Genomic DNA, 25,369 nt, shown 5'->3' with positions numbered 1-25,369 from the left:
GTACATCCAGTACGAGGGCGTCCGGCCGGCACGCCGAGAGCACGCACCGGACGCCGCTCCTTGACGGGCAAACGTTGCCTGCCGCGGCACTAGGTCAGCTGCGTGGTCCCGTACACCTGCGCGACGAAGTTGAACCGCAGCTTGAACTGGTTGAACCAGTTGTCACCGGCGGACTCGGACAGCGGAAGCCGCCACCACCTCATGCGCGTCTCGGGGAAACGCTCCTGTTCGGTCGGGGAGGGGTTGCCCAGGTAGAGCGCGTGGGCGTTCCAGCCGAGCATGGCGGCGCCCCTGACACGATCGTCCACGCCGGGATGAGCCATCAGGAAAAGGGCCTGGAGGACGTCATTGAGGTCGAAGGCGGAGCGTCCGAGGGAGGGGATGATGCCCGCCGCGTGCGCCAGGCTCTCGATGAGCTCTACGTGGAATTGGCCGTCCCCCGGTGCCTGCCGGATCACGAGGGTAAAACCGTGGCCCGCGTACTCGATCCGGAACACTGCCGGCGTCCTGGCGTTCCAGGATTCCTGGATCGCGTTGATCAGCGTCATCACTGCTGCCTGGAACTCCTCCAGACTGCCCGCCCTCTCAGGGTTCGGGCCTTGCGCCGGAGCCGTTTGCGGGGGGTCGGTCAGTACGGGGAAGAGCTCGTGGGCCGTGGGGAAGCAGGAGGCGTACTCGATCGGGTCCTTGAGGTTCATGTCGAGGATCTGCGCATCGATGCCGTGCGCGCCCATCGGGTCGTAGGCCGGATCGAGCAGGGCGTTCAGCACGTTCTGCGGCGTGGTGCCGACCGCGCCGGCCAACTCCGTGATCTGGGCGCCGTACTGCCGCAGGCCGCCCTCGATGGTCGCACCCATGGTGTCCTCCTTGGCCCGCTGGACCGCCACGGCCTCCGCGCGCTGGACGTGCGGCGTGTGGTCGGCGCAGCCTTCCTCGGCGGCGCCTTCCGCACGCGGGATGCGCTGCACGGGGCGGCTCATCACCCGTGCCGCGTTGCTCTCCGCCTCCCGCTCGAAGCGGTCGGACGGGTCGGAAACCCTCAGCCCCGCACCGTTGTCCGTGCCGGCCACAGGTCCCTGGCGCTGCTGGACGACGTGGGTGAGCTCGTGGGCGAGGGTGTGCTTGTCGCCGCCACCGGCGCCGAGTACGACATGGCTGCCAGAGGTGTACGCGCGTGCCCCGATGGCGCGGGCCGAGCGGGCGGCGGCGGCACCGGTGTGCAGGCGCACATCGGAGAAGTCGGTGCCGAAACGGGCCTCCATGTCCTGACGCACCGGTGCGGCGAGTGGTTTGCCGGCCGAGTTCAGGACCTCGTCCACGCCGTGGTCCGACTGCTCCGGGGCGGGCGTGGGCCGGACGCGGCGGGCGATCATCGCGGTCACCGCGGCGTTGCCCGCGCCGCGCTGCGCCGCCCGGAGGGCGGCGGCGGTGAGCGGCGGCGGTACGGCGGGGATGTTGGAGGTCTCCTGCCGGGCGGCGGCGGGGGCTCGCGCCGGCTGCCGTGCCTCGTTGTGCTCGGCATGCGTCCCGGACATCCGCATCTGCTGCCTCCTCGTCGGCGCACCCCTGCTGCGGCCCCCAGTGGACCGCCCGTGCGAACGGAGCGTCCAGGGCCGTACGGGCAGAACGAGGGCAACGCCGGCCGACGACCGGGCCGTTGGTGCGGGCAGCGGAAGGCAGTGATCTTGCCCCGGGCCAGGTCCCCGCGTCCCTGTCGCCCCGGCGGACCCCCCGCGCAGACTCGACCTGGACACAGGTGACCGACCCGTAGGACGCGAAGGAGCGAGTATGCCGACGTACCTCACCCCGGGTGTGTACGTGGAGGAGGTGCAGTCCGGTGCCCGACCGATCGAAGGGGTCGGCACCGCCGTCGCCGCGTTCGTGGGGTTCGCCGAGAACGGCCCGTTCCACACGCCGACGCTGGTCACCAGCTGGGACCAGTACACCCAGACGTTCGGCGGCTTCACCGAGGGCGCCTACCTGCCGCTCTCGGTCCACGGCTACTTCGCCAACGGCGGCGGCGCCGCGTACATCGTGCGGATCGGCGGCCAGGCCGAGGACGCCTCCGCCCAGGCGGTCGACGGCGGTGGGCGCGCGAACAAGGCGGCGGAGCCCGTGGCCCTCGGCGGCTTCCTCGTCGCGGCCAGGCCGGGCGTCACCGGGGTGTCGCTCGAGGTCGCCGACGCGGACGGCGAGAACCCGCCCGAGGACCGCTTCAAGGTCCTGGTCCGCCAGGGCGACCAGGTCGCGGAGACGTACGAGGCGTCGACCCGCAAGAACGTCAAGGGATACCTGGTCAACCAGGCCCGCGCCTCCAACCTGATCCAGGTCACCGAGCAGCAGGGCGCCGTCCAGACCAGGCCCGCCGCCCAGATCCTGGCCGTGCCCGACGCCCCGGCCGCGCCCGCCGCGCCCGCCGCGAACGGCTCCGGCGAGGTGGCCCGCCTCCAGCCGGCGGACTACGTCGGCGACGCCGGCGCCCGCACCGGGTTCAGCGGCCTGGAGACCATCGACGAGATCACCATGGTCGCCGTGCCGGACCTGATGAGCGCCTACCAGCGCGGCGACATCGACGCAGAGGGCGTGCGCACCGTGCAGCTCGCGGTGATCTCGCACTGCGAGCAGATGGGCGACCGCGTCGCCGTCCTGGACACCCCGCCCGGCCTGGGCGCCCAGCAGGTGCGCACCTGGCGCAACGACGAGGCCGGCTACGACTCCCGGTACGCCACCCTCTACTACCCCTGGGTCCGCGTCTTCGACCCGGCCACCGGACGCAACACCACCGTCCCGCCGAGCGGCCACATCGCCGGCGTCTGGGCGCGCAGCGACGGCGAGCGCGGTGTGCACAAGGCGCCCGCCAACGAGGTGATCCGCGGCGCGGTCGACCTCGAACTCCGCCTCAGCAAGGGCGAGCAGGACCTGCTCAACCCGATCGGCGTCAATTGCGTACGGGCCTTCCCCGGCCGTGGCATCCGCATCTGGGGTGCCCGCACCCTCTCCTCCGACCCGGCCTGGCGCTACCTGAACGTACGCCGCCTGTTCAACTACCTCGAGGAGTCCATCCTGCTGGGAACCCAGTGGGTCGTCTTCGAGCCGAACGACGACCGGCTGTGGTCCAGCATCCGGCGCAATGTCACCGCGTTCCTCACCGAGGAATGGCGCCGGGGCGCGCTGTTCGGCCGCACTGCCGAAGAGGCGTTCTACGTGAAGTGCGACCGCGACAACAACCCGCAGGAGTCCATCGACCAGGGCCGGGTGGTCTGCGAGATCGGCGTCTCGCCGGTCAAGCCCGCCGAGTTCGTGATCTTCCGGCTGGCCCAGTTCTCCGACAGCACCAGCCTCATCGACGAGTGACCCCGGGCCCGCAGGAACAACGGCTCCACAAGGAAAGGTGACAGACAGTCATGGCAGAGGGCGATGCTCTTTCCACCCACGTCTTCGGCGTGCAGCTCGGCGGCTACCGGGTCGAGTCGATCCAGGAGATCAGCGGGCTGACCGTCGAGGAGGATGTCGTCGAGGTCAAGCAGGTCAGCGACCAGGGCAAGCAGATCATCCGCAAGCAGCCCGGCGCCCGGCAGGCCGGCGAGGTGACGATCACCCGGGGACTCGACAAGAGCAGCGAGTTCACCAAGTGGATCAAGGAGACCCTGAACAAGGGCGCCGTGTCCTCCGCACGGCAGAACCTCACCATCGAGATCATGGACTCCGAGATGAACACGGTCCGCCGTATCCAGCTGATGCAGGGCTGGGTCTCCAAGTGGGAGGGCCCGTCCCTGAAGGCGGGCGAGTCGTCCCCGGCCACCGAGTCCGTGACGATCGTGTTCGAGGAGATCACGGTCGAATGAAACGCCGTACGGTCACGGCGGGCAACCTGGACGAGATCCTCGCGATGACGGCGCCCGCCCCCGCGCCGGAGCAGTCGGCGGCACCCGCCGTCCCGCCGTCCCGGGAGGACCACGGGCTGCGCACCGAGTTCGAGTTCGAGCTGCCGCGCGGCTACGTGGACGAGGCGGGCACGGTGCACCGGCACGGTGCGATGCGCCTGGCCACCGCACGTGACGAGCTGCGTCCGCAGATCGACCTCAGGGTCAAGGAGAACCCGGCGTACCTGAGCGTGGTGCTGCTGAGCCAGGTGATCACCCGGATCGGCACCATCACCGATGTGCACGCCGGGGTCGTGGAGCGGATGTACGCCACCGACGTCGCCTTCCTCCAGGACTTCTACCGCCGGGTCAACAGCGAGGGCCACACCCGCGCCGCGGTGACCTGCCCGCACTGCGAGGGCGGCTTCGAGGTCGACCTCTCGGGTGGGCGCCTGGGGGAATCGTGACGTACGCCCTTCCCCGGCTCCGGGAGGAGATCGCGTACATCGCCTATCACTTCCACTGGCAACGCGAGGAGATCCTCGACCTGACCCACGGCGAACGGCAGCAGTGGGTGGACGAGATCGCCCGTATCAACGCCCGCGTGAACGAAGGCGGTTGAGCACATGGCATGGCGGGACAGGCTGCGCCGCCGGGCCGCCGCGGACCGCTCCGACGTCTTGGGAGACGGTCCGTCCGGCGCGGGCCCGGACCGTGGCGCGCCCGGCGTTCCGGGGTCCTCCGTGCCCGGCGACTGGGACGGGGGCTGGCGCCGCACCGGCGCGCCGGAACTCACCGTGTCCCGCGCCCCGCTCGGCGTCAGCGACGGCCTCGCCTTCCGCGCGGGCCTGGCCGCCTGGCAGAACCCGTCGTTCGACAGCGGGCTCGGGCACGCGCTGCTGCCCACCGCCCCGACCGGCCTGGTACGCGGTGTCACCCGCCCTGCCGCTCCGCAGCCCACGCACACCGCCGGGGGGCCGCTGCTGCTGAGGGCGGTGCGGCCGGAGGGGGTGGACGGTGCGGGAGACGGGGCCTCGGGTGGGGCCACGACCGGCCGTGCACCGGAGACTCCCCGTCGGCCGGATCCGGGGAAGGGGAAGTCCGGTTCGACGCGATCCGGTTCGGGCTCGTCCGTCAAGCGGCCCTCCGGCATCGGTGCCCGTGGTGACAACAAGCCTGCGGGAAGGGCGAGGTCGGGCGACGACGCTCCTCGGCCCCGTGGGCTCACGTCCCTGGATTCCCCCGCCGTCCTCTCCTCGTCACCTGCCGTCGTCCAACGGGCCGTCGAGCCGGGCACGAGCCCGGTCGTGGCTCCTGCCGACACCGACCATCAGCCGGTCGTCCCCAGGACTCCGCTCGTACGACGTGTGGCGGTCGTGCCGCCCGCAGCCGCCGACGGGGCTGCGCCCCAACCAGCCTCCGCGGCGAGCTCCGGGGACGCATCCAGGACTCGGGCCGACGCCGGGCGCCGTACTGCTCCGAGCCCGGCCGTCCAGCGCGCCGCGAACGAGACGACGGCGACCCGGTCCGCCCGCTCCGGCGCCGAGGAATCCCGCCCGGCCGCCCAGCCCGCCGTGACGGAGGCGACCGGGCCGCAGCCGGGGGCACCCCGTACTTCCGGCGCCGACGGGTCCCACCCGGCCGTCCGCCTCAGCCCGTCGGGGCCTCGCCTGACCGTCGCCCGCCGCCCGGCCGGACCCGTGCGCCGGGTCGCCGCCGTGCGGCCCGCCAACCCGCCGGCGCCCGACACCGCCCCGACGCCCGACGCCTCCAGCACCACAACACCGGCCGGTGCGGGCGTGGGCTCCGCCGCTCCCGTGGAGCGCGCCGCCACGCCCCCGCACAGCCGCGCTCCCCTCGGTGCCCCACTGAGCGAACTGCCGTCCACGGCCACGCCGTTGGCGCAGGACCCCCTCGCGCCCGGCGCCGGAGCCGCGCCCGGACCGACACTGCCCGTCGTCCAGCGCCAGTCCGGCACCCCGGGGCCGTACGACAGCGGTACGAGCGCCACGAGGGCAACGGCACCCGCAGCCCCGGCCGACGCCCCGCGCCGGGCCCCGGCTCCCGGCAGCACGGGCGCCCGCGCGCGCGGTGGCCTGGGAGCTCCGCTGCCCGCGCTGCCGCCGAGCGCCGAACTGCCCGGTACCGCCGGGTCCCGTGCTTCTCGTACGGCTCCCGGCCCGGACGTCCAGCGCGCTCCGGTACGTCGGGGCGAGAGCTCCGCAACCGCTCCGGTGCCGCCCACCGGGGCCGCGCCCCTCGTTCCGGGAGCGGACGCCCCGCTGCTGGGGACGGCCGACCAGCGCGGCGTCGTGGATCGCTCCACCACCGGGGGCACCACCAAGGCCACTCCCGCGGACCACGGAAACGGCCCCGCCGGGCCGCTGGTGACGCCCTCCCCGGCCATCGCCCCCAACCGCCCGGAACCGGCGTACCCCGCAGCCACGGAAGGCGCGGCAGGTGGAGCGCGACGCCCCGGCGCGGCGTCCGGCACGGCGTCCGGTGGGGCGAGCGCCGGCGGGCGGGGCTCGGGAGGATCGCGCGCCGATGGACCGGCCTCCGGCAGACCCCGAGCGGAGAGCCCGGGCGTTGGCGGGCAAAGCCCCCGCCGCCCCGCCGCCCCGGGCCCGGTCGTCGTAGCCAGGGCCGTGGCCCCAGGCACCCGGCCCGTCGTCTCGGCAGACCCGCACCCCGTCACGGCGACCAGCTCCACAGCACACTCCGCCACGGCGGCACCCCGCACCCTCTCGCTGCTGGCCGCGCGCCCGCTCATCGTGAGCACCCGGACCCCGGAAGGGGCGGCACCGCCCGCCGCCGCCCGCTCCGGCAGCCGTCCCGTGGTGGCGGCGCGCTGGCCCGGTGCACCGGCCGCCTCCCAGGGCGACACCGCGCCACCCACCGGGGCGCCCGCACACCGGTTCGGCACATCGGCCACCTCCCCGGGCGGCTCCGGGGCCCCCGTGCGCCCGGTACCCGGCCTGTCCGCGCCCGCCCCGGCCACACCGCAGCTCCAGCGAGCCGCGACCGCGCACCCCGGACCGCAGGGCAAGGACGCGGGCCTACGAACGACCGCCTCCGCGGCCCCGGTTCAGCGCGTCCCGGTCGTCCGTCCCGCGCCGCCCCGCCCGGTGACCGTCGACGCGACCACCGCCGTACCGGCGAAGCCGCTGCCGGCGACCGCCCCGCAGGTGCTGCCGCTCGCGGACCGCCCGTCGGCCGCCACGACACCGGTGGGACCCGTTCCCGTGGTCCGGCCGCGGACGGTCGCGCCGGGCGCCGGACCGGCGGCGGGCCCGGGCACCCCCGTGCAGCGCGACGTCACCGACTCCGCCGGTGCCGGCCTGCTCAAGGGCGTACCGGTCAAGGAGGTACCGGCGCGAGGCCGGTCGCGGTCGTCGTCCGCGTCATCGAGCTCGTCCGCGTCGCCCGTGTCCCCCGCTTCGCCCTCCGCCTCGGGCAAGGCCGCCGGCCGCCGTCCCGATCCCCCGCAGGACGACCCCGGCCTCGACCTCGACGACCTCGCGCGTCGCCTGCTCGACCCGGTCTCGCGGCTGCTGCGCACCGAACTGCGGCGCGGCCGGGAACGTACCGGCCGCCCCTACGACGGACGCCGCTGAGGGCACGCCATGGACGATGACGACTGACGGGCGAGTGACGGACGAATGACTGACAGCATCTTCGCGACGAGCGTGTTCTTCCGGCTCGTGATCGGCGGCAACGACCTGGGCGCCTTCCACACGTGTTCCGGCATGGGCGCCGAGGTCGAGCTGGAGACGTACGCCGAGGGCGGCAACAACGGCTTCACCTGGCAGCTGCCCGGCCGCGTGACCTGGTCGAACATCACGCTCACCCGGCCCGTCACCGCCGACACGGCGAAGATCGCCCGCTGGCTCGACGAGACGCTGAAGCGGGTGGAGCCCAAGGACGGCGAGATCGTGGCGCTGAAACCGGATCTGACGCGGATCATCAGCTGGCAGGTGTTCGGGATCGTCCCGGTGCGCTGGCAGGGTCCGTCCTTCGACCCCGCCGACTCCCAGGCGGCTGTGGAGACATTGGAGATCGCCCACCAGGGCCTGCGCCCGTCCTGACCCGCCCTCACGAAAACCGCACTCAACAGCCGTCCCGGAAAGGAAGTCCCGGCATGTCCCCAGCGGTCCGCTCCAGCCGGGCCAGGGCTCAGCTGACCCTGAAGGAGCCCCCCACCTCGGTCGGTGCGAAGCCCGGCGGGACCATCGCGCGGCTGAACCTCCAGTTCAATCCCTCCACCCTGGAGCTGCGCAAGACCACCGAGTGGCGGCGCACCCCGTCCAGGATGGCGGGGCAGTCGGCGCTGCCGGAGTTCGTCGGCAGCGGCCCGCGCACGCTGAGCCTAGAGGTGTTCCTGGACGCCACCGCCACCCACGACAACTCGGTGGAGCTGGCGGTGGAGAAGCTGATGAAGGGGTGCGTGCCGACCCCGGCCAGCCTGGGCCGCAAGAAGCCGGCCAGCCCGTGGGTGCGGTTCGAGTGGGGCACGGCGCGGACGACGTCGTTCGACGGGGTGCTCTCCAGCCTGTCGGTGACGTACACGCTGTTCGACGTGGACGGAAAACCGCTGCGGGCCACCTGCGCACTGTCCATCGAGGAGGCGAGCGTCGACCCGGCGGGCCAGAACCCGACGTCCGGCGCGCGCACCGCCCGCAGCACACACACCGTGGTGGCGGGCGACAGCCTGGCCCTGCTGGCCTGGCGGGAGTACGGCGACGCAACGGCCTGGCGGGTCATCGCGGAGGCCAACGACATCGACGACCCGATGGCTCTCGTACCCGGCACCGAACTGGTGGTGCCGGGGCTGCGCGACGCGGGCGCTGAGGAGGACCAGTGACCACAGCCGAGGCGCGGGGCGGCCGGTCGTTCGCGGCCGACCCCGTCATCGAGACGCCCGACGAACTCCCGCAGATCTGGGCCGCCCAGCTGGTGAACTGTGTGGTCGACGAGAACGTGGGCCTGCCGGACGCGGCCGTCCTCACCTTCCGCGACCCCGACCACGAGTTCCTGCAGAAGACGGGCATCACCATCGGCACCCCGCTGAAGGTGTCGGTGGTGACCGTGTCCGGGCAGGCACGCGAGCGGCTGTTCAGCGGTGAGGTGACCGCCCTGGAGCTGGACCGGGACCGCACGGGCTCGTTCACGGTGGTGCGCGCCTACTCCAAGGCGCACCGCCTGCAGCGGGGCCGCAAGGTGGTGGCGTACCGGAACATGACGGCGGCGGCGATCGTCCGCAAGGTGGCCGCCGGGGCCGGGCTGTCCTGCGGAACCGTGCAGGCCGCACCGGTCACCTACCAGCAGCTGTCGCAGGCGAACGTGTCCGACTGGGACTTCCTGCAGTTCCTGGCCAAGGAGAGCGGCGCGCAGGTGCACGTCGACGACAAAGGGCTGCTGCAGTTCACCAAGCCGCAGAAGGCGTCCGGCGCGCCGGCTCCGTCCACCCCGGCCACCCGCAGCCCGATGGTGCTGGAGTACGGGCGCAACCTGCTGGCGCTGCGGGCCTCGCTGTCGGCCGCGGACGGCGCGCAGCAGGTGGAGGTGCGCGGCTGGGACGTCACCACGAAGCGGCCGCTGGTGGCCCGCAAGCCGTCGGTGAACAGCGACACCGTGGTGCCGGGGCTGAGCCCGGCGTTCGCCGCCCGGTTCGGCAAGTCGTCGAAGCTGACCGTCACGGACACCCCGTACCGCACCCAGGCCGAGACGACGGCCGTCGCGGACGCGGTCGCCGACCAGGTCAGCGCCGGATTCGGCGAGTTGGAGGCCCTGGTCGAGGGCAACCCCAAGCTGCGGGCGGGCAAGCCCGTGGCGCTCGGCAACGTCGGGCAGGCCTTCTCCGGGAAGTACACGGCGACGGCGGTGCAGCACGTCCTCGAACCGCACGGCGGATACCGGACGACGGTGTGGGTCAGCGCCAGCCCGGACCGCTCCTTGACGGGCCTGGTGACCGGAGCGAACGCGCCGAGCCGCGGGCCGCGCATGCCCGGTCTGGCGATCGGTGTGGTGACGGACGTACGCGAGCCGGGCGGCGCCGAGTCCGGCGCCGTACGGCTGAAATTCCCCTGGCTGGACGACACGTACGTCACCGACTGGGTGCGCACCGTGCAGTGGGGCGGCAAGGGCGGTGGCGGCGTGGTCAGCCCGGAGGTCAATGACGAGGTCCTGGTCGGCTTCGAACAGGGCCTCCTGGACCACCCGTACGTCATCGGCGGGCTCTACAACGGAGTGGACAAGCCGTCGCCGCACGACGACCCACTGATCGACAAGACCACCGGGAAGGTCAACCGCCGTTCCATCGTGTCGCGTTCGGGGCACCGGATGGAGCTGCTGGACGCGAGGGCACCCGGCCGCTCCGGGGTGCGGCTGATGAGCGCTGACGAACGCCTCGAAGTGTTCCTGGACAACCGGAGGGACCGCATCGAGTTGACCGTGTACGCCGGGAAGGGCCGCCGACAACCCCTCACTTCCGTCCTGCTCGACAAGAAGGGCATCACCCTGGATGCGGGGCGCGGCGACGTGAGTGTGTCGGGCCGGAACGTGGACATCCAGGGCAGGGTCGGGGTGAGGATCGGCGGCCGCACAGTGAGCGTCAACGGCTCGTCGAACGTCACCGTCGACGGCGGTCTGCTGGGCGTCCTCAAGGCCAAGCTCATCCGGATCAACTGACCTCTGTCCCCCCGACCCTCGCAAGGAGCATCCATGCCGGCCGCAGCCCGTACCGGTGACCCCACCAACCACGGCGGTGTGATCGCCACCCCGCCGCCCGGCGCCGCCGCGGCGGTGGCGAGTGTGCTGATCGGGGGCCGACCCGCCGCCGTCGTGGGGAGCGTGCACACCTGCGCCATGCCACCCCACCTGGCCCTGGGACCGGGCAACGTGATCACGCCCGACCCGGCCGCGCTCGTTTCGGGCGAGGTCCTCATCGGCGGGCTGCCGGCCGCGCGGATGCGCGACAAGACCACGTGCGGCGCGATGATCTCGGGCGGCGCCCTGAACGTCCTGATCGGGGGCGTGTGATGAGCGACCGGTTCATCGGCCGCGGCTGGGGGTTCCCGCTGCGGGTCGGACCGACCGGCGGGATCGGCATGGTCGAACGGGAGCGGGAGATCGAGGAGGCCATCCGTCTGGTCCTCGGCACCGCGCCCGGCGAGCGCCCCATGCGCCCCGAGTTCGGCTGCGGCATCCACGACTACGTGTTCGCGCCCGGCGACGGTGCCACCGCCGGACGTATCGCACAGCAGGTGCGCGAAGCCCTGGAGCGGTGGGAGCCGCGCATCGCGGTGGACGACGTGGTGGTCGCCTTCGACGCCGTCGAGGCCGGGACCCTCTACATCGACGTGCACTACACCCTGCGTTCCACCAACGACCGGCGCAACCTGGTCTTTCCCTTCTACACGATCCCCTCCGAGGAGGGGGCCGAGGAATGGGGCGCCGCCTGATGGCCCTGCCCTCCCCCAACCTGGACGACCGGCGGTTCCAGCAGCTCGTCGACGAGGCGAAGCGGTACGTGCAGCAGCGCGCCCCCGAGTGGACCGACCACAACGTCTCCGACCCGGGCGTCACCCTGATCGAGACGTTCGCCTACCTCGTGGACCAGCTGCTGTACCGGCTGAACCGGGTCCCGGACAAGAACTACACCGCCTTCCTGGACCTGCTCGGCATCCGTCTGTTCCCGCCCGCCGCGGCCGTGGCCGATGTCGACTTCTGGCTGTCGGCGCCACAGTCCGACACGGTGACACTGACCCCGGGCACCGAGGTGACCACTGCGGGCGGCGAGGCCGACGAGGCCGTGGTCTTCACGACCACCCACGAACTGCGCATCCTGCCCAGCGAGTTGACCCGCCTGGTGACCGCGACCCGCACCGGTGGGCAGACCGACCGGACCGGGGAGCTCGCCGAGGGCCGCGACATACCCGCCTTCCAGGCCGCACCCCAGCCCGGCGACGCGCTTCTGTTCGGCCTGCCGACGGCGGTGCCGCGGTGCGTGGTCGCGGTACGCCTGGACAGCCGCGTGGAGGGCATCGGAGTCGACCCGCGCCAGCCCCCGCTGGTGTGGGAGGCGTGGGACGGCGGCGGCTGGCAGGTGTGCGAGACCGGCGAGGACTCCACTGGCGGCCTGAACCGGCCCGGCGAGGTCATCCTGTACGTTCCGGCCGGGCACACGGCGTCGGTGATCGGCGGCACCCGGGCCGGCTGGCTGCGCTGCAGGGTCACCGAGGCGGAGCCCGGCCAGCCGTTCTACTCGGAGTCCCCGACGGTGCGCGAGGCGGCGGTGTTCACCGTGGGCGGCACCATGACCGTCGAGCACGCCGAGAGCGAGACCGACGTGCCGCTCGGCACATCGGAGGGCGTCGGAGGGCAGACGTTCCGGCTCGGCCGTCCGCCCGTCCTCCTCGACAGGGAGCCCCCCGTGGTCGAGGTGTCCTCGGCCGAGGGCTGGCAGCGCTGGGACGTGGTCGAGCACTTCGGCCGCTCGGGCCCGGCCGACCGTCATGTCCAAGTGGACGCCGTCACCGGCGAGTTCACGTTTCCGCCGACGCTGCGCGAACCGGACGGCACACTGCGGCAGTGCGGCGCCGTGCCGCCCAAGGGCGCCCAGATCCGGGTGGCCCGCTACCGCACCGGCGGCGGCCCGGCGGGCAACGTCGCCCGCGGCGCGATTTCCGTACTGCGCAGCTCCGTCCCCTACGTCGCACGCGTCGTCAACCGGGAGGCGGCGAGCGGGGGCGTCGCCGGCGAGACGATCGCCAACGCCAAACTGCGGGCGCCGGACGCACTGCGCATGCAGGAACGCGCCGTCACCGCCGAGGACTACGAGATCATCGCCCGCCAGGCAGCACCCTCGGTACGCCGGGTTCGCTGCCTGCCCGCCGCGGAGGGCGCGGGCGCGGTCCGGGTGCTGGTGGTGCCGGACGCGGTGGCGGACGAGGGCGACGACCGCCTCCGCTTCGAGCAGCTGATTCCGTCCGACCAGGTCCTCCGGGCGATCACCACGAGCCTCGACGAACGCCGCCTGATCGGCACCCGCCTGGTCGTCGAGCCGCCGGCCTACCAGGGCGTCACCGTGGTCGCCAGGCTCGCGGCGGCCCCCGCCGACACCGACCGCGTCCGCGACGCGGCCCTGGCCGCTCTGTTCCGCCACCTCAACCCGCTGGTCGGCGGCCCGGACGGCACCGGCTGGCCCTTCGGACGACCGGTCCAGTACGGCGACGTCTTCGGTGTCCTCCAACGCGCCACCGGCAACGCGCTGGTCGAGGAGATCCTGCTGTTCCCCGCCGACCCGATCACCGGGCGACGCGGCGCACCGACGGACCGCGTCGACGTGGCGGCGGGCGCGCTGGTCTTCTCGTACCAGCACCAGGTGGTCGTCACGGCCGTGGAGCCGGAGGCCCGGGGATGAGCCGCGCGGCCGTACCGGGTCTGCCGAGCCGTTACCCGATCGGTGAGCAACTGCCCGCGCTGTACGCCGAGGACGACTTCGCGCAGCGCTTCACCGGCGGACTCGACACCGTCCTCGCCCCGGTGTTCGCGACCCTCGACAATCTGCCCGCCTATCTCGACCCCCGGGTGACCCCGGCCGACTTCCTGGCCTGGCTGGCGTCCTGGGTGGGCGCCGCCGACGACCCGCAGTGGCCCGTGGAGCGGCGGCGCGAGGCGGTCGCCCGCGCGGTGGAGCTGCACCGGTGGCGCGGTACCCGGCGCGGCCTGGCCGAGGCTCTGCGGCTCTCGCTCGGCGTGCACACCGAGGTCACCGGGGACGGCGGCGCGGTGTGGTCGAGCACCCCCGGCGCCGACCTGCCGCCGGAGCCCCCCGCCGAGGTCCTGGTCCGGGTGTGGCCGGACCGCGAGGCCCGGGTGGACCCGGCCAGGGTCCACGAGGTCGTCAGGGCCATGTGCCCGGTGCACGCCGTCTGCCGGGTGGAACTCCTGCCCGGCCCGCCCACCGACGAAGGGAGGTGACGCCATGCGCGCCTGTCCCGCGTGTGGGGCGTCCAACGGCCCCACGGACGACTTCTGCGGCAACTGCGGCACGTACCTGGGGTGGTCGGACGGTACGGCGGCTTCGGACACGGCGACTTCGAGTGCGTCGTCTTCGGGCACGCCCGCGGCGCCGTCGGCCGCCGGTACGCCCGCGGATCCGTCGGCCCCCGACACGTCCTCGGCACCGTCGGCCCCGAGCCCACCTGCCGAACCTCCGGCCGCACCGGAGGCCTCACAGCCCGACGCCGCCCCGTCGGCGCCCTCGTCGCCCCCGGCCGAGGCGCCGGCGTCCGCCGCGCCCGCCCGGAGCACGTCGTTGCGCACCCGGCTGACCGGTCGCGGCCGCGGCGAGGCGCGGGGGGCGAGCACGGCGCCTGCCGCGGGCTCACGATCCGGCGACGGCGACGGCGACAGCGAGGGCTCCGGGACCGTCTCCGGCCAGGACGGGACCACAAGCCCCGCACCCCGGCCCGGCCCCGACGACGCCGGGGCCTCCGCTCCCGCCTCCCGCCCGACCACCCGCGAGGCCTCCCGCGCCGACGAAGCCGCCGCCAAGGGCGCGGCGGCCGCGGCCCCCGCCCCCCGCCCAGCTCCGGCCACCCCACCCGCTCCGGCCCCTCGGAACTCGCCGGGCCCCCGGCCCCCGGCCGCCCCTACCCCCGACACGCCGAGTCCCGCCCCCATTCAGCCCGTACGCCCCGCAAAGCCGGTGGCCCCCCGCCCGGTTGTACGCCCCGCAGAGGTCTCCGACGAAGTGGCAGGCGCGCCCTGCCCCTCTTGTGGCACCCCCAACCCGCCCGACCGTCGGTTCTGCCGGCGTTGCGCGACCGCGCTGAACCCCGCCCCGAAGCCCGAACCGCTGCCCTGGTGGCGGACCGTGTGGCCGTTCCGCCGTCGGGTGCGGGCGAGTTCGGGCAGGGCGGTGCGGCTCGTGGTGATCCTGGCCGTGGTGGTGGCGCTGTGCGCCGGCGCTCTCCTGCTGCTGCCCGCCGGACGCGCCCTGTTCGAGGACACCCGGGACAAACTGGGCAAGCCCAAGCCCATCACCCCGGTGGACATCAAGGCGAGCGCCGAGTCCCCCCGGCACCCGGCGAAGAACAGCACCGACGGACTGAGCAACAGCTACTGGGGCGCACCCGGGCCCGGCGCCTCGGTGACGTACACCTTCCGCAAGCCGTTCCGCCTGGTCGCCCTGATCATCACCAACGGCCCGTCCAAGGACCCGGAGGCCTACACCGGCGAGGCACGCGCACTCCAGATGGACCTGGAGGTGAGGGCGCAGGACGGCGAGCGGCAGCACAAGCAGCTCACCCTCAGCGACAAACCCGGCCCGCAGACGATCAACACCGCCATCAGCGACGTGACGACGGTACGCCTGGTCCTACGCTCGCCCGTGGGACTGACCTCGGGCCGTCAACTGGCCCTGGCGGAGGTGGAGTTCTTCCAGCGCGGCTGACGCGACGCCGACCGCGACCGTTCTACGACGGCTGACCCGGCTGATCCCCCGATCCACCCGCAGGCCGGCGGGCGCGGCTCCGGCGGTCGTACGCCGCCTGGGCGGCCGCCCGCAGCCGTACACAGAAGGCGTTGTCCTGGCCGGTCTGCTGCCTTGTCCCAGCCGACCAGCCGACCAGCCGACCAGCCGCTCCTTCTGCCCGGCGCTCCGGACTGCACCAGTTGCATCACCGGGCTGCCGCCGACGCCTGATGCGCCGCGACACGACGTGTGCCTTCCCACGAGGTCGGTGGAGACTCAATTTCGAGTCGAGCTCCCTGGAGCGCGATCAGCAGCCGAAGAAGTGGTGGGCCGGGGTCCTGACCTGGGCCATGCAATCGATCAACGCTGCGACCTGCGGCTCAGCTGTCGATGGTGGTCAGCGTTGGTTGTCATTGAGCACCCCAGCACGGCCCAGAGACGGCCCGAGGGTGATGCCTGGGTGAGACAAAGGCAACGCGGGGCGGTATGCGTCATCGTCCCCGGTGCGGGTATATGCGCGTGATGTGAATGGGGTAGTGAGGGTGGCCGTGATGGAATCAGTCCCTGTGGGGGAGGACGGCACCACACCGGGTGAAAGGGTCATCCAGACCACGGTGGCCCTGGACGGGACCGGCACGGTCATCGCCGAGGCCCGTCATCTGGCTGCCGATTTCCTCACCCGTGTCCAGGCCCAGCACGGCCTGCCGGTCTCGCGGCGCGCCATGGACCTGACCCAGCTGGTGGTGAGCGAACTGGTCACCAACGCCGTCAAGTACGCTCCGGGGCCGGTGCTGCTGGACCTGCGGATTGCCGGTGACCTGGTCGAGGTCGTGGTGTGGGACTCCGACCCGGTGCTGCCCATGGCGCGGACCGGGAATGCCGGCCGAGTGGGCCAGCACGGCCTGGAGATCGTCATGGCGGTCTGCCAGGGCTTCCAAGCGCAGCGGGAGCCGGTCGGCAAACGCATCACCGCGCGCATCGCCCTGCTGGACGACCCGGGCGGTGCGGTCGCCGGGCGCCGCCCCCTTTAGGGCTGCGCACCCACCCCCTCACAGCCTTCTGATCCGTGGCTGTAGAGAGAGATCGATCGACTGAGGTCGCAGGGGCCCTCGCGAGGTCCCCCGGAGACGCTGCTGGTCGAGGTCGGTTGCCGGGGTTGCTGTACTTCGCTGCTGTCCTGCAACTCCCTTGCTGCCAGGCCACTGTCCATGCACCCGCCGGCTTGCCTGGCGGAGTGAGACCGGTCCAACCGTGTGCGCTATCGTCCGGATGCTTGTTCCCGTTCACTTCGCAGGGAGCTTCATGCGCCTCAAGAAGGTCTCGCTCACGGCGGCGATATCCGTCCTCGCCGGGCTGACCACCACCCTTGTCGGCCTCAGCAGTAATGCCTGGGCCGATACCGCAGTGCCACTGTCGCTGCCCCACTACTCGCACATGCTGGTCGACCCGGCTCACCAGCACCTGTTCTTCAGCAGTGGCGTCGGTAACAGCACCATCCTGGTGACCGACTACGACGGCGTCACTGTCCGCACCATCGACAACGAGCCCGGGGCGATCGGCCTGGCTCTGTCCCCCGACGGCAGCACCGTCTATGCAGCGCTCTACAACGGCGACGCCATCTCGGCCATCGACACCACATCGCTGAACGAGGCCCACCGCTACAGCACCGGCGCCGGCAGCAAGCCTCGGAGCGTCGCCTACACCGGCGGCAAGGTCTGGTTCGGCTACGGCGGAGCAGCCGAGGGGAACATCGGGTCGATCGACACCAGTAGCGACCCGGCGAACGTCACCCTCAACACCGCCGGCGGGTGGTACAGCGCGCCGACGCTGGCCGCCGACCCATCGGCGCCGGGGACGCTCCTCGCCGCTGACCAGGACACCAGCCCGCCTTATCTGACGCGCTACGACGTGTCCTCGGGCACTCCGGTTGTCGGCGTGCGCCGTTGGCTGCAGGACTCGTCCGACGTGAGGGACATGCAGATCACACCGGACGGGCAGGACGTGGTGCTGGCGACCGGAGCGCCTTACTACCACCAGGTCTTCAAGCTCTCCGACCTCTCGGCAGACGGCACCTACCCCAGCACGTCCTACCCGAACTCGGTGGCGATCGCGCCGGACGGCGCTGTCGCGGCAGGCAGCAACGCGTCCTACGACAAGGACGTCTACGTCTACCAGGCCCACCAGTCGTCCCCGATCAACACGTACGACTTCGGATCCGGCGGCACGCTGGCCAGTTCCGGGCTCGCCTGGGCCCCGGACGAAAGCCGGCTCTTCGCCGTCACGGCCGACGTCTACGGCGCCAACCCCACCCTGCACGTCCTGTCCAACCCCGAGGCGACCGCCTCCGCGCTCACCCTGGCCGGACCGGCCACGACTGTCCCGACCCGGCAGCTCAGCCTGACCGGATCGCTCACCTCGGCGAACCCGATTCCCGCTGGGCAGCAGATCAAGGTGACCCGGGTCGACTCGGCGCACCCAGACGGCATCGCTCTACCGGACGCCGTCACGGGTGCCAACGGCGGATTCACCGTCACGGACACCCCGACAACGGAGGGGACAACCACCTACCGGGTCTCGTACGTCGGCGACTCCAAGCACCTGTCCGCGAACGCCTCGTACAGCGTCCAGGTGGCCAAGCCGGCCTCCACGATGACCTTGACCGCCCCGGCCACCTCGACCCGCACGGCGCAGCTCACCCTCACCGGCAAGCTGGCCAACGGACCGTACACCGCCGGCGAGACGGTCCAGCTCACCAAGAAGGACCTGGCCCACTCCACCGGCTACAGCATCGGCACGGCCACGGTGGGTACGGACGGCAGCTTCACCCTCCACGACACCCCCGCCATCGGCGGCAACAACACCTACACGGTGAGCTACCCGGGCGACGACACCCACAAGGGCTCCACCGCATCGGCGACCGTCCAGGTCTCGCGCACGGCCTCGGCCCTGACGGTGACCACCAACGCCTCGACGTACTCCTACGGCGCGACGGCCACGGCCACTGCGCACCTCGGCACCACCTACAACGGCCGTACCGTCTCGATCTACGCGCAGCCCTACGGGGGCACCAAGACGCTGGTCAAGACCGGCACTGTGGACAGCCACGGGAACCTGGTGGCGAGCTACAAGCTCACCCGGAACACCGTCTTCAGCGCAGTCTTCGCCGGTGACTACCGCTACGCCCCCGCCAATGCCACCCGGACCGTGTATGACCGCGTCAAGGTGGCCGAAACGCTGAGCGGGTACTACACCAGTACCTACTACGGGAGCACCCTTTACCGGGTCTACCACCACACGGCCAAGGAGCAGCTCAACGTCGCGGTCACGCCCAACAAGGCCGGGCAGTGCGTGTACTACCGGGTGCAGCAGTACTACAGCGGCGCCTGGCACACGCTGACCACCTCGCCCTGTTTCGCCCTCGGCTCCGCAAGCACCGGCGCTGGATCGGCGAGCGTGAGCAATGCGATCAACGGCAAGTTCCGCATGGCCGCTGAGTACGTTCACAGCAGCAAGGACAACACCAATGTCAGCACCTGGGGTGCCTGGCAGTACTTCACCGTCAGGAGCTGAGCCGCAATCCTGACAGCTCGACCGTAAGACGACGAAGGGCCCGCCCGACCGGCGGGCCCTTCGTGCACCCTTGGTCGCGGAGCGGGGTCACGGCGTGGCGTTCTCCGGGCGCTCTGGGCCCGCGGTGTCTGGACCGGTCCAGCGCGCGTGGTCGGGCATCCGACTGGGCCGGTCACCGCACTCAGAAGAACAAGTTCTGAAACCGCAAGCCCGTGATCTGCGGCTCCGTCAGTGGTCAACCTTCTGACCAGCGGCGGAGCCGTCGACTTTTGTCAGCGTTGGTTGTCGTTCAGCAGGAAGGTTCGGGCGCTGACCTGGGTGAACGTCCAGCTTGCGACCCCTTCGCGTTGGGCTGATTCACCGTGATTCCCCGCTGTTCCCCGCTCGATCTGGTGCGCTTGTGGTGCGGCCGTGGGGCGCACGCGTGGCCGCCTGTCGGAGACCGGTGAGGGGGGCACCCGGAGTCGTCCGGGCGCCCTGGACTTGTGCAGGCCCGTTCTAGTGGCCGACGGTGAGTGACCAGCGGACGGTGGAGGGGGCGGTCACCTCTACGGTTGCCCCGTTCCGCGGTGTGGCGAGGCGCAGTTCGTTGTAGGTGCTGCTGACCTCCTCGGCCACGCAGGTCAGCGGGAAGGTGAGGTTCATGGGTCTCACCTTCACCGTCAAGGTGCCCTTGCCCTGGCAGTTCACCAGTACTGAGAGTGGCTCGGCGGCGATTTTCCCGAGTTCCATCTGACGGTTCCCCTTAGCCGAGGCCACGCGGACCAGCGGCTCGCCAGATGGAAGCTTGGGTGCTTCGGTGACGCTCTCGCCTTCGATGTGTTCGGCGCGGCCCGTGGCCTTGTCCGGTGTAGTGGTCGCACGGGGGGTACTGGTCGCGGTCGTGCTGTGGATCGGGCCCTTGGCGTGGTCAGTGCCGGTGCAGCCGGCCAGTGCGAGGCCGGTGAGCGCGACGCACACCGCGCGGATGCCATGGCGCCCCGAGCGCCACGGGATGGGCGGCATCACTGTTCCCACAGGTACCAGCCAACCCGGTAGGGGGTATAGCTGGTGATCGTCTTGTGGGTCGAGGAGCTGCAGTTGCTGTAGAGGGTGTAGCTGACGCCGGTGTGCTTCAGCCGGTAGACGCCGTACTTGGCGTGCTCATCCGGCAGGCCATTGCCCTCACTCGGAACGTCGGTGACATCCTCCTCAGGCACCGCCGGTGGCGCGGTGTTGATCTGGGTATCGTCCACCGGGACCGGATCGGTGGCCGTGGCGGCCGCAGCCGGAGCCGCCACGCCCGCGCACAGCAGAGCCGACACAGCTAAAGGCACCAGGACCGCTTTCGAACGGATGCTCACAAAGCATCCTTCCTGCTAGCGCCGCCCTCGCTGCGCGGCCGAATACGTGCAGGCTATGTGCGTGGCGTCGCTACAGCAATGCGCTCAGTAAGGTTCTGAGGGGGGCTTGAGGAATCAGACCAACGCGCCTCCGTCAGCCCCGGCGGCGGGTCGTCCCGCGGACCTGGCCGCCGCCTGCGCCATCACGGCGCGTCGCCAAGCGCGGCGTCGAACTAGGCCCCGGACCATGATCGGTCCGGGGCCTTTTGGTTGGTGCCCCCGAACCTGCGACACCCGCTTTAGGAGTTCGATCAGGGTTTCTGTGGACTCGGCATCTTGCTGCCGCGCGCTGTATGCCGGTTGTCCGGGAGGTATGCCGATGTCTGAGGTTGTTGATGTCAACGATGGATGTCAGGCATTGGTTCGATGACCGTGGCGGACGCGTGCTCGTTGGCCGTCTCGGTACCCCCTTGCCGTCCCGATGCGCCGTCCTGCGAGAGTGGTCCCGTGCTGCTGGATCCTGAGAAGACTCTGTTCGTCCGTGGTGCCACGCCCGTGCTCCTGCTGGCCGACGCGCCTGTCCACGATGTCCTGCCGCTCCTGAGCGCGCCGGACGGGGCGGTGCCCCTGTGCGAGGGCTGGAACATCGTTCCCCGACTCACCCTGTGCGTCGTAGACGGACCTGGAGATCACGGGCTCGTCGTCCCCGCTCTCGCCGCGCCGGTGGTGGGCGGAGCCGACAACGGTACGGCACCGAGCGACATGGGCGACTGGTGCGCGGACGCCGAGCAGGCCGGCGGAGCAGTCGTTCTGTCTTTGGACCACCTGCCTGAGGCACTCGACTGGTCTGCCCTGTTGTCCTCGGGCACTGCCCGCGGCGGCTTCATGCCTGCGCTGGCCTGACCGAGGAGCGTCGGACTCGCGAAGCAGCATTACGCCTGCTGGCTTTGCCAGCCTTGAACTCTGAACTGCTTCGTCCCGAAGCAACTTGGGCGGGGCTGCTGCCTTGGGCTTGTACGCCCCGTGGGGAAGTGACATCCGCTTTGAGAGTTCGATCTGACCGCCTGTCCGCCCGTGCTGCGCGGGGCGGCCGTGGCCGTGTCAGACCGCACCGCGCCGCCGCTGTCCGCGGTCGTTGATATCAGGCATGGATATCACCTCACGCCGGCTGGGGTCACTTGCGCCGCTTGTGTGTCTTCGCCTTGCGTTCGGCTTCCTTGCGCTTCTCGATGGTGTACGACGACCACTCGCCACGGTTCAGGTTGCATCGCGACGCACCGACCATCGCCAGCCGCCGGCACCGAGTGCCCTTCTCCGTGAGCGCTCCACACCTGGACTGCGTACGAGCCACGTCTCCCACCCCCGGTCTCGACCGTCGTGCGGACCAGTGCAGGATTGCCGGGCACATGTCCTCTGTGGAAGGCGCACTGCTCCGCGCAGCGGTGCACGGCGGCCCAAGGAGGTTGCTCGGGGGTGCACGCTTTCCAACTGTGGTGGTGGGGTCTTGGGCATCGTTCGGAGCCGTTCACCTGGGTTCATGGGCGGATGGCCACTGGCGTGGGGACGGCTCCGGGTCCTGTCTGAATGACCGTGAACGGGGCTGAATGAGACGGAAACTGAGACGGCCGCGCTCCTCCGCAGCATGGGAGACGGCCCGCGGCCGGCTGCCGAAGTCACCGTCATTCGTGGAGCTAAGCCACCTTGGGGCGCGCCGCACGCACGCCTGAGGCGGGCTCCTGTGCATCGTCGAGTAGGAAGATCTCGTTTTCCCTGAAGTCTGGGGCCTGGAAGGGGTTTGTCGTCGGAGGCGGCGACGCTGCAGTGGAGCAGCGGGGTTGCTTTTCCAGAGCGGAGAACAGCGACGTCGGATCGATGAGAGGTCTCTCTTTCGTTACAGGTCCCTAATGGGGCCTGGAGTGCCGTGACCGGGCACAGTGGTCCTACAGCTTGGTCATCTTGGCGTACGGGCTCAAGATCCGCATTTGCGCCGAGCCGAAATCCACCAGCGCCGCGGCTCCGCCTTCGATGCTGATTACCCGGCCGAGACCGTGCACGTCATGTGTAACCTGGTCGCCCGTGGCGAAGTGCTTGGGAGCCGGTGTGACCGGGGCCTTGAAGGGGCTGGTAGGCAAGTGACGCTTCGGTGCAGCAGGCTTTGTCATGACTCATTATGAGCCTACGTGTATCCCGCTCGCTGTGGCCGTCGACACAGATCCGGACGAGAGCAACCGCGTCATGCCACTGACCTGCGGTTTCGAGACTTGGTGAGGCGAAACTCGGCCGCAGGCCCCTTCGCTGACCGTGGCTGATCTCTGTACTTGGCACGGTTGGGGCACGAACCTCAGTCGACGACAGTCAGCCCCCATGGTGAGTGCGCCGACCGATCAGGCGCGCGGGCGCTCCAGCCACGCCCACCGGCTGCAGTCAGCTACCGAAGCTGAGATGATCTACGGGTGGTTGATCGGCTGACCTGGGCAGAACGTGTAGCCGCGTGCTCGCTGGCATGAGGGGCCGTGATTGACCCGGAGCGCATCAATGCGGGGATCGTGGCGTACCTCTGAGCACGCCTACGTGGCCCTCGGCCTGCGCAAGGCTGGTCGACGCCTCCTTGAACACGACGGTGCCCCCGTACTCGTCACCCGGACGAGCAGGGGGCACCCTCATGCGCGGCGGAATCAGGCCCGAGAGGCCCTACGGCGTCGCAGCGCCAAGTAACCACCCGCAGCCACCAGCGCTGCCGCGACGCCCGAGAGCAGGCCCACCGGGGCGCTGCTACCGGTCTCGGCCAGATCGCCGCCGCCCTGCGCGGACGGGGATGCGGCAGCCGACGGGGCCGTCCCGCCCTCGCCGGAGGAGGCACTCGGCGCCGCGGTCGCATCGGCCGGGCCCGAGGGCGCGGTCGAAGCTGCCGGGCCCGAAGGCGAGGACGACTCCGGCGAGGAGGGGGACACCGAGGCGGACGGCGGCGTACCGCCACCACCCTCGGAGCCCTTGCAGTCCGTCCAGAACACCTTGTGCTTGGCGGACCCCTTCTCTCCGTCGAAGTTCCAGAACAGCTTGTAGTGCCCGTCGGGCAGGGACACGTCCGCCGTACGGCCGTGGCCCCCGGCATCCAGAGTGATGGCACCGGACTTCACGGTCTCGCCCTTGGTGGCGGCGGTCGGGGCCCAGGCCTCGATGTGCCAGTCGACCTTCTGGACCGCGTCGAAGCCGAAGGCGTCGAGGTAGAACGTGCAGACGTGCGGCTCGTTGCGGCGCAGCTCCTCGCCTGTCTTGGCGTCGTGGATCTTCACCGTCCCGTTGTCACCGGGAGCGGTGGCGTGAGCGGCCGGTGCGAGGAGCAGCACGGCCGTAACGCCGGCGGTGAGCGCGCCGACGCGGATGTGAGTACGCATGGGGCAGGTCCATCTTCGTGGTACGAGTGGGAAGATGTGGAGGGGGCAGCTCAGCATCCGGCCCGACATGGCGGCGGATCAAGCACGGGCAGACAACGAATGGATCTACTGCCGACATGGGCTCAACGGGCTCCGTCGCGCTGCTGGACGAGGCGGAAGCCTTCCACCGCCGCTTCAACGTCTTCCCCACCGAGGCCGCATTCGTCGCCGTCGCAGCGAGGTCTGCGGAAACCGCCCAACACCCGTGCGTCTTCGCCACCTTCACCGCCCCGTCCTTCGGCCCCGTCCACAACCGCCCCGGCGGCGGCCGGTGCCGCTGCGGACGCCTCCACCCCGACGACGACCCCGCCCTCGGCACGCCCCTGGACCCGGACCGCTACGACTACCGCGCGGCCGTCCTGTGGAACGCGCACGCCGGGGCACTGTGGGCCCGCTTCACCACCTACCTGCGCCACACCTCGCCTCCCGCGCGGGCCTCACCCGCACGGCACGGCCACCCTGCTCACGGCGGCAGGAGTCGCGCCGCGGGTCGTGATGGAGATCCTGGGACACTCGCAGATCAGCATCACCATGGACGTCTACACCCACGTCGTGCAGGACACCCAGCGCGAGGCCATGAGCCACATGGACCGACTGCTCAGGCGGCGCCCTGGTCGCCAGTGACCGTCCTCGTTGATGAAGCTCCTATAGACCGTCAAGTGTTCTGTGTGAGTGGTCTCGGTGTGTGGCGGGGACTGGTGAGGTGCTTGTAGACCTCGCGGGCGATGAACCGTTTGAGGCAGCGGAGGATGTCCTTCTTGGACATGCCTTCGGAGGTGCGGCGGGCGACGTAGTTCTGCGTTCGTTGGTCGTAGCGCATGCGGACCAGCGCGATCATGTGGAGTGCGTGGTTGGCCCGGCGGTCGCCGCCGCGGTTGAGGCGGTGCCGGTTGGTGCGGCCCGAGCTGGCCTGGATGGGGGCTGCCGCGCACAGGTGCGCGAACGATGCTTCCGAGGCGAGTCGCTCGGGGTTGTCGCCGGCTGTGATCAGCAGCTGCGCGGCGGTCTCGACGCCTACTCCGGACAGTGCCACCAGCGAGGGTGCCGCTTCGACCACCAGCGACTTCAGCTCGGCATCGGCGTCGGCGATCTCCTCGGTGAGGTATTGGTGGCGGCGGGCCAGGCGCCGCAGGGCGATCCTGACCGCGCAGGACGGATCGCGGGTGTCCGCGCCGGGCCGGGACCGTGACAGCTGCTTGATCAGCTCGGCGGGGGCCAGTGTGCGCAGCCGCTCACGGACCTCGCCGGGCGCGGTGATGATGAGGGTGCGGATCTGGTTGATGATCTGTGTGCGGGCCTTGACGGCCGAGCGGCGGACCACTCGCAGGGCGCGGATGGCCTCCACGATGCCGTCGTGGGTCTTGGGGGTCCCGCTGGCCCGGCCGGAGAGTACGGCTGTCGCCGCGGCGAAGGCGTCTACAGGGTCGGACTTGCCATTGGCCCTGCGGGCTCGTCGGTCAGGGCGGTCCACCTCGATCACGGTCACCTGGTTTGCCCGCAGCAGCCGGGCGAGTTCGCAGCCGTAGGCGCCGGTGCCCTCAATGCCGACGGCCATGACCTCGCCGTGCGAGCGGAGCCACCGCAGTAGCCGACGGTAGCCGTTGTGAGTGGTGGGAAACGCCTCGGTGGCCAGGTGCCGGCCGATGGAGTCGATCACTGCGGCCTGGTGGAAGTCGGTGTGGGTGTCGACGCCGCCGAT

Annotated in this window: 23 protein-coding genes and 2 pseudogenes; 18 read left to right on the top strand and 7 right to left on the bottom strand. The window is 71.3% G+C overall.

Annotation, left to right across the window (positions count from 1 at the left end; genetic code table 11):
- Positions 1 to 89: 89 nt before the first annotated feature.
- Positions 90 to 1,541: an eCIS core domain-containing protein gene (locus ACWDNY_RS27005; RefSeq protein ID WP_451648397.1), complete on the bottom strand. Its 1,452-nt coding sequence runs from the start codon at positions 1,539 to 1,541 to the stop codon at positions 90 to 92.
- A gap of 247 nt (positions 1,542 to 1,788) precedes the next feature.
- Between ACWDNY_RS27005 and ACWDNY_RS27000 the strand changes: the two genes are divergently transcribed.
- The 15 genes from ACWDNY_RS27000 to ACWDNY_RS26930 all read left to right on the top strand — a co-directional run bounded on the left by ACWDNY_RS27000 (position 1,789) and on the right by ACWDNY_RS26930 (position 18,914).
- Positions 1,789 to 3,354, top strand: a complete 1,566-nt coding sequence (locus ACWDNY_RS27000; protein WP_451648396.1) for a phage tail sheath family protein — start codon at positions 1,789 to 1,791, stop codon at positions 3,352 to 3,354.
- A gap of 50 nt (positions 3,355 to 3,404) precedes the next feature.
- Entirely contained in the window at positions 3,405 to 3,845 is a 441-nt protein-coding gene (locus ACWDNY_RS26995; RefSeq protein ID WP_451648395.1) for a phage tail protein, read from the top strand.
- Positions 3,842 to 4,330, top strand: a complete 489-nt coding sequence (locus tag ACWDNY_RS26990; protein ID WP_451648394.1) for a hypothetical protein — start codon at positions 3,842 to 3,844, stop codon at positions 4,328 to 4,330. Before ACWDNY_RS26995 ends, ACWDNY_RS26990 begins: the two co-directional genes overlap by 4 nt.
- On the top strand, positions 4,327 to 4,485 hold the full coding sequence (locus tag ACWDNY_RS26985; RefSeq protein WP_451648393.1) for a DUF6760 family protein: 159 nt from the start codon (positions 4,327 to 4,329) through the stop codon (positions 4,483 to 4,485). The genes ACWDNY_RS26990 and ACWDNY_RS26985 overlap by 4 nt, the downstream gene beginning before the upstream one ends.
- Before the next feature lie 2,026 nt (positions 4,486 to 6,511).
- Entirely contained in the window at positions 6,512 to 7,480 is a 969-nt protein-coding gene (locus tag ACWDNY_RS26980) for a hypothetical protein (protein WP_451648392.1), read from the top strand.
- A gap of 45 nt (positions 7,481 to 7,525) precedes the next feature.
- The gene (locus tag ACWDNY_RS26975; RefSeq protein ID WP_451648391.1) at positions 7,526 to 7,951 is read left to right on the top strand and encodes a phage tail protein; all 426 of its coding nucleotides are present in this window, start codon (positions 7,526 to 7,528) and stop codon (positions 7,949 to 7,951) included.
- Between the two features lie 53 nt (positions 7,952 to 8,004).
- The gene (locus tag ACWDNY_RS26970; RefSeq protein ID WP_451648390.1) at positions 8,005 to 8,727 is read left to right on the top strand and encodes a CIS tube protein; all 723 of its coding nucleotides are present in this window, start codon (positions 8,005 to 8,007) and stop codon (positions 8,725 to 8,727) included.
- Positions 8,724 to 10,553, top strand: coding sequence for a VgrG-related protein (locus tag ACWDNY_RS26965; protein ID WP_451648389.1), 1,830 nt, complete (start codon positions 8,724 to 8,726; stop codon positions 10,551 to 10,553). The genes ACWDNY_RS26970 and ACWDNY_RS26965 overlap by 4 nt, the downstream gene beginning before the upstream one ends.
- 33 nt (positions 10,554 to 10,586) lie before the next feature.
- A complete protein-coding gene (locus ACWDNY_RS26960; protein WP_451648388.1) occupies positions 10,587 to 10,904 on the top strand; it encodes a PAAR domain-containing protein in 318 nt (105 codons plus the stop codon).
- Positions 10,904 to 11,326: a GPW/gp25 family protein gene (locus tag ACWDNY_RS26955; RefSeq protein ID WP_361508186.1), complete on the top strand. Its 423-nt coding sequence runs from the start codon at positions 10,904 to 10,906 to the stop codon at positions 11,324 to 11,326. Before ACWDNY_RS26960 ends, ACWDNY_RS26955 begins: the two co-directional genes overlap by 1 nt.
- The gene (locus ACWDNY_RS26950; RefSeq protein ID WP_451648398.1) at positions 11,326 to 13,287 is read left to right on the top strand and encodes a putative baseplate assembly protein; all 1,962 of its coding nucleotides are present in this window, start codon (positions 11,326 to 11,328) and stop codon (positions 13,285 to 13,287) included. Before ACWDNY_RS26955 ends, ACWDNY_RS26950 begins: the two co-directional genes overlap by 1 nt.
- On the top strand, positions 13,284 to 13,847 hold the full coding sequence (locus ACWDNY_RS26945; RefSeq protein WP_451648387.1) for a phage tail protein: 564 nt from the start codon (positions 13,284 to 13,286) through the stop codon (positions 13,845 to 13,847). The genes ACWDNY_RS26950 and ACWDNY_RS26945 overlap by 4 nt, the downstream gene beginning before the upstream one ends.
- Positions 13,848 to 14,799: 952 nt before the next feature.
- On the top strand, positions 14,800 to 15,324 hold the full coding sequence (locus ACWDNY_RS26940; RefSeq protein ID WP_451648386.1) for an NADase-type glycan-binding domain-containing protein: 525 nt from the start codon (positions 14,800 to 14,802) through the stop codon (positions 15,322 to 15,324).
- Between the two features lie 571 nt (positions 15,325 to 15,895).
- Positions 15,896 to 16,375 carry an ATP-binding protein gene (locus ACWDNY_RS26935; RefSeq protein ID WP_451648385.1) on the top strand — a complete coding sequence of 160 codons (480 nt, stop codon included), beginning with the start codon at positions 15,896 to 15,898 and terminating at the stop codon, positions 16,373 to 16,375.
- Positions 16,376 to 16,646: 271 nt separating this feature from the next.
- Entirely contained in the window at positions 16,647 to 18,914 is a 2,268-nt protein-coding gene (locus tag ACWDNY_RS26930) for a hypothetical protein (protein WP_451648384.1), read from the top strand.
- Positions 18,915 to 19,412: 498 nt separating this feature from the next.
- On the opposite strand, the gene ACWDNY_RS26925 is transcribed toward ACWDNY_RS26930, so the two are convergent.
- Positions 19,413 to 19,931, bottom strand: coding sequence for a hypothetical protein (locus tag ACWDNY_RS26925; RefSeq protein ID WP_451648383.1), 519 nt, complete (start codon positions 19,929 to 19,931; stop codon positions 19,413 to 19,415).
- Positions 19,919 to 20,257 carry a hypothetical protein gene (locus ACWDNY_RS26920; RefSeq protein WP_451648382.1) on the bottom strand — a complete coding sequence of 113 codons (339 nt, stop codon included), beginning with the start codon at positions 20,255 to 20,257 and terminating at the stop codon, positions 19,919 to 19,921. Before ACWDNY_RS26920 ends, ACWDNY_RS26925 begins: the two co-directional genes overlap by 13 nt.
- 486 nt (positions 20,258 to 20,743) lie before the next feature.
- On the opposite strand from ACWDNY_RS26920, the gene ACWDNY_RS26915 reads away from it, so the two are divergent.
- Positions 20,744 to 21,139 carry a hypothetical protein gene (locus tag ACWDNY_RS26915; RefSeq protein ID WP_451648381.1) on the top strand — a complete coding sequence of 132 codons (396 nt, stop codon included), beginning with the start codon at positions 20,744 to 20,746 and terminating at the stop codon, positions 21,137 to 21,139.
- 271 nt (positions 21,140 to 21,410) lie between these two features.
- Here ACWDNY_RS26915 and ACWDNY_RS26910 read toward each other — a convergent pair whose 3' ends face one another.
- From ACWDNY_RS26910 to ACWDNY_RS26900, 3 genes are all read right to left on the bottom strand, one after another.
- Complete coding sequence (locus ACWDNY_RS26910) at positions 21,411 to 21,587, bottom strand: hypothetical protein (protein ID WP_451648380.1); 177 nt, start codon at positions 21,585 to 21,587, stop codon at positions 21,411 to 21,413.
- Between the two features lie 589 nt (positions 21,588 to 22,176).
- Complete coding sequence (locus ACWDNY_RS26905) at positions 22,177 to 22,398, bottom strand: hypothetical protein (protein WP_451648379.1); 222 nt, start codon at positions 22,396 to 22,398, stop codon at positions 22,177 to 22,179.
- Positions 22,399 to 22,911: 513 nt separating this feature from the next.
- Positions 22,912 to 23,631, bottom strand: a complete 720-nt coding sequence (locus ACWDNY_RS26900) for an LPXTG cell wall anchor domain-containing protein (RefSeq protein ID WP_451648378.1) — start codon at positions 23,629 to 23,631, stop codon at positions 22,912 to 22,914.
- Between the two features lie 233 nt (positions 23,632 to 23,864).
- Here ACWDNY_RS26900 and ACWDNY_RS26895 point away from each other — a divergent pair.
- A pseudogene (locus ACWDNY_RS26895) lies at positions 23,865 to 24,121 on the top strand (replication initiator); the annotation flags it as partial.
- A pseudogene (locus tag ACWDNY_RS26890) lies at positions 24,115 to 24,294 on the top strand (tyrosine-type recombinase/integrase); the annotation flags it as partial. The pseudogenes ACWDNY_RS26895 and ACWDNY_RS26890, both read left to right, overlap by 7 nt.
- A 31-nt stretch (positions 24,295 to 24,325) precedes the next feature.
- On the opposite strand, the gene ACWDNY_RS26885 reads toward ACWDNY_RS26890, so the two are convergent.
- Positions 24,326 to 25,369: IS110 family transposase (locus tag ACWDNY_RS26885; RefSeq protein WP_451648377.1), on the bottom strand; the 1,044-nt coding region annotated here is incomplete at its 5' end.

This window comes from Streptomyces sp. NPDC003697 (assembly GCF_053587115.1).
This window is presented reverse-complemented; position numbering and strand designations above follow the sequence as displayed.